The organism is Acinetobacter sp. Lyrl_1, from assembly GCF_051948795.1.
Classification (GTDB): Bacteria; Pseudomonadota; Gammaproteobacteria; order Pseudomonadales; family Moraxellaceae; genus Acinetobacter; species Acinetobacter towneri.
This window is the reverse complement of sequence record NZ_JAYJLK010000081.1, coordinates 1-3,231: the sequence shown is the minus strand read 5'-3', so window position 1 is coordinate 3,231 and position 3,231 is coordinate 1. Positions and strand designations below refer to the sequence as shown.

Genomic DNA, 3,231 nt, shown 5'->3' with positions numbered 1-3,231 from the left:
TTAACGACTGTTTGGGGTTGTATAGTCAAGTAATTAAGTGCATGTGGTGGATGCCTTGGCAGTCAGAGGCGAAGAAAGACGTGATAGCCTGCGAAAAGCTCCGGGGAGGCGGCAAATATCCTTTGATCCGGAGATTTCTGAATGGGGAAACCCACCTACCTTAAGGTAGGTATCGTATGATGAATACATAGTCATACGAAGCGAACGCGGGGAAGTGAAACATCTCAGTACCCGTAGGAAAAGAAATCAATTGAGATTCCCTCAGTAGCGGCGAGCGAAAGGGGAAAAGCCCATTAAGTTATGTGTGTTTTAGTGGAATGCTCTGGGAAGTGCAACCATAGTGGGTGATAGTCCTGTACACGAAAGGGCACACATAATGATGACGAGTAGGGCGAGGCACGTGAAACCTTGTCTGAATATGGGGGGACCATCCTCCAAGGCTAAATACTCCTGACTGACCGATAGTGAACCAGTACCGTGAGGGAAAGGCGAAAAGAACCCCTGTGAGGGGAGTGAAATAGATCCTGAAACCGCATGCATACAAGCAGTGGGAGCCAACTTGTTTGGTGACTGCGTACCTTTTGTATAATGGGTCAGCGACTTATATTCAGTAGCAAGGTTAACCGAATAGGGGAGCCGTAGAGAAATCGAGTCTTAATAGGGCGTTTAGTTGCTGGGTATAGACCCGAAACCGGGTGATCTATCCATGAGCAGGTTGAAGGTTGGGTAACACTAACTGGAGGACCGAACCCACTGTCGTTGAAAAGCCAGGGGATGACTTGTGGATAGGGGTGAAAGGCTAATCAAACTCGGTGATAGCTGGTTCTCCCCGAAAGCTATTTAGGTAGCGCCTCGGACGAATACCATTGGGGGTAGAGCACTGTTTCGGCTAGGGGGTCATCCCGACTTACCAAACCGATGCAAACTCCGAATACCAATGAGTACTATCCGGGAGACAGACTGCGGGTGCTAACGTCCGTAGTCAAGAGGAAAACAATCCAGACCGCCAGCTAAGGCCCCAAAATCATAGTTAAGTGGGAAACGATGTGGGAAGGCATAGACAGCTAGGAGGTTGGCTTAGAAGCAGCCACCCTTTAAAGAAAGCGTAATAGCTCACTAGTCGAGTCGGCCTGCGCGGAAGATGTAACGGGGCTAAAACTATGTGCCGAAGCTGCGGATGCATAATTTATTATGCGTGGTAGGGGAGCGTTCTGTAAGCCGAAGAAGGTGGATTGAGAAGTCTGCTGGAGGTATCAGAAGTGCGAATGCTGACGTGAGTAACGACAAAACGGGTGAAAAACCCGTTCGCTGAAAGACCAAGGGTTCCAGTCCAACGTTAATCGGGGCTGGGTGAGTCGACCCCTAAGGCGAGGCCGAGAGGCGTAGTCGATGGGAAATTGGTTAATATTCCAATACTTCAGTGTAATGCGATGAGAGGACGGAGAAGGTTAAGTCAGCCTGGCGTTGGTTGTCCAGGTGAAAGGAAGTAGGCATGCATCTTAGGCAAATCCGGGGTGCTCTATGCTGAGATCTGATAGCAAGCTGTACTTGTACAGTGAAGTGGCTGATACCCTGCTTCCAGGAAAAGTCTCTAAGCTTCAGTTACACTGGAATCGTACCCGAAACCGACACAGGTGGTCAGGTCGAGTAGACCAAAGCGCTTGAGAGAACTCTGCTGAAGGAACTAGGCAAAATGGTACCGTAACTTCGGGAGAAGGTACGCTGTTGATGGTGATAGGACTCGCTCCTTGAGCTGTCGACAGCCTCAGAAACCAGGCCGCTGCAACTGTTTATTAAAAACATAGCACTCTGCAAACACGAAAGTGGACGTATAGGGTGTGATGCCTGCCCGGTGCTGGAAGGTTAATTGATGGGGTTAGCGTAAGCGAAGCTCTTGATCGAAGCCCCAGTAAACGGCGGCCGTAACTATAACGGTCCTAAGGTAGCGAAATTCCTTGTCGGGTAAGTTCCGACCTGCACGAATGGCATAATGATGGCGGCGCTGTCTCCAGCAGAGGCTCAGTGAAATCGAATTCGCCGTGAAGATGCGGTGTACCCGCGGCTAGACGGAAAGACCCCGTGAACCTTTACTGCAGCTTGACATTGAACTTTGACCTTACTTGTGTAGGATAGGTGGGAGGCTTTGAAACTTGGACGCTAGTCCGAGTGGAGCCGTCCTTGAAATACCACCCTGGTAATGTTGAGGTTCTAACTCTGTCCCGTTATCCGGGACGAGGACCATGTCTGGTGGGTAGTTTGACTGGGGCGGTCTCCTCCTAAAGAGTAACGGAGGAGTACGAAGGTGCGCTCAGCGTGGTCGGAAATCACGCGTAGAGTATAAAGGCAAAAGCGCGCTTAACTGCGAGACCCACAAGTCGAGCAGGTACGAAAGTAGGTCTTAGTGATCCGGTGGTTCTGTATGGAAGGGCCATCGCTCAACGGATAAAAGGTACTCTGGGGATAACAGGCTGATACCGCCCAAGAGTTCATATCGACGGCGGTGTTTGGCACCTCGATGTCGGCTCATCTCATCCTGGGGCTGAAGCAGGTCCCAAGGGTATGGCTGTTCGCCATTTAAAGAGGTACGCGAGCTGGGTTTAGAACGTCGTGAGACAGTTCGGTCCCTATCTACCGTGGGCGCTGGAAATTTGAGAGGATCTGCTCCTAGTACGAGAGGACCAGAGTGGACGAACCTCTGGTGTACCGGTTGTGACGCCAGTCGCATCGCCGGGTAGCTATGTTCGGAAGGGATAACCGCTGAAAGCATCTAAGCGGGAAGCCTACCTCAAGATAAGATTTCCCCGAGGCTTTATGCCTCCTAAAGAGCCGTTGAAGACTACGACGTTGATAGGTTGGATGTGGAAGCATAGCGATATGTGAAGCTGACCAATACTAATTGCTCGTGAGGCTTGACTATACAACACCCAAACAGTTGGGGTTGTATGCTCAATCGATTCAAATCCAATCAGTCAATTCAGACTGATCTTGATTTAGTTAACGCTAAACAATAAAATTCAGACCCAATACAGCCCAATCTGTTACAGATTCGGAAAACGCAGTGCATCACCATCGTGAATAAGACCAATGCAAGTCTCCGTAAACAGTTGTGCTGGCGACCATAGCAAGAGTGAACCACCTGATCCCTTCCCGAACTCAGAAGTGAAACCTCTTCGCGCTGATGGTAGTGTGGGGTTACCCATGTGAGAGTAAGTCATCGCCAGCTCATTATTC

The 3,231-nt window shown here is 50.0% G+C and carries 2 rRNA genes; both read left to right on the top strand.

The features are described from left to right. The first annotated feature begins 23 nt into the window (after window positions 1-23). Window positions 24-2,917 (top strand): 23S ribosomal RNA (locus VF675_RS13515). A gap of 191 nt (window positions 2,918-3,108) precedes the next feature. After that, window positions 3,109-3,223 (top strand): 5S ribosomal RNA (gene rrf, locus VF675_RS13510). Window positions 3,224-3,231: the final 8 nt, after the last annotated feature.